The following is a 1,165-nucleotide window of genomic DNA, read 5'->3' as shown; positions in this document are numbered from 1 at the left end:
TTAACCCGAATTGCTAGTTAATTTCATTGGAAAATAAATAAGTCGTGCTATCCTAATCTTAAACCACTAAGCATTAGAAAGCGCACGACTTATATGACTTATAATAGCACACTTCCAAAAGTTTTTGTTTATTTACTGACAACCATTGAGACGCTTTATCAAACGAGGGTTTCCCTTGAGGTTCAAAACCGAAAGAACGTCCATCTCGCAACATCAGATTGCTTAGTTATCGCTTGTTACCTATGGGGCGTACTGCATTTTAGTGAAACGCTTAAAGCTAAGCACCAACTGGCTCAAAGTTTATTTCCTAATTTCCTAGAATATTCTCGCTTTGTCCGCCGTTGTAATGCCCTCTTACCGAGTATCCAAGTCATTCGCCAAGCACTCGTCTTTAAAGAGGTTGAAGGAATGAGTGTATCCATTATTGACAGCTTCCCCATTCCTTTGTGTCAGCCTATTCGTAATTTCAGAAGCAAAGTTCTTGGAGATTATGCAAATGTTGGCTACAATGCTACAAAGGGACAGTACTTCTATGGATGTAAATGTCATGCTTTAGTCAGTGAATCAGGCTATGTCATAGACTACACAATTACTCCTGCTTCAATGGCTGATAGTTCAATGACCGAGGAAGTGTTGAGTCAATTTGGGACACCAACAGTCCTTGGAGATATGGGATATCTAGGTCAGTCACTGCATGATAGGCTGGAATTAAAAGGAATTGATCTAATTACACCTGTCAGGAAGAACATGAAGCAAAAGAAAATCCTTTTCCCTAATTTTTCAAAACGTAGAAAAGTGATTGAGCGAGTTTTCTCTTTTTTGACAAATCTAGGAGCTGAGCGTTGTAAAAGTCGTTCGCCTCAAGGTTTTCAATTGAAATTAGAGATGATACTTTTAGCGTATTCTTTACTGTTAAAATCAGCTAAATCACTGGAACCAGAGACTTTAAGATATTCTATCGGGTATCAAGTCATGGCTAAATAATCAACTAGCAATTCGGGTATATATATAGAAATAGGTATATAATAAAATACATTGATAGGGAATGAAAACTAAACTATTGATAATAGTTAACCCGAATTGCTAGTTAATTTCATTGGAAAATAAATAAGTCGTGCTATCCTAATCTTAAACTACTAAGCATTAGAAAGCGCACGACTTATAT

The 1,165-nt window shown here is 36.7% G+C and carries 1 protein-coding gene; it reads left to right on the top strand.

The features are described from left to right. Nucleotides 1-93 precede the first annotated feature (93 nt). Complete coding sequence (locus ACZ5CR_RS46395; RefSeq protein WP_301702839.1) at nucleotides 94-984, top strand: IS982-like element ISLll1 family transposase; 891 nt, start codon at nucleotides 94-96, stop codon at nucleotides 982-984. Nucleotides 985-1,165: the final 181 nt, after the last annotated feature.

This window comes from Streptomyces sp. NPDC031274 (assembly GCF_055570235.1).
This window is presented reverse-complemented; position numbering and strand designations above follow the sequence as displayed.

What these genes read in the sequence shown, in the direction of transcription:
- ACZ5CR_RS46395 (WP_301702839.1), top strand. Translation starts at nt 94, where the DNA reads ATGACTTATAATAGCACACTTCCAAAAGTTTTTGTTTATTTACTGACA.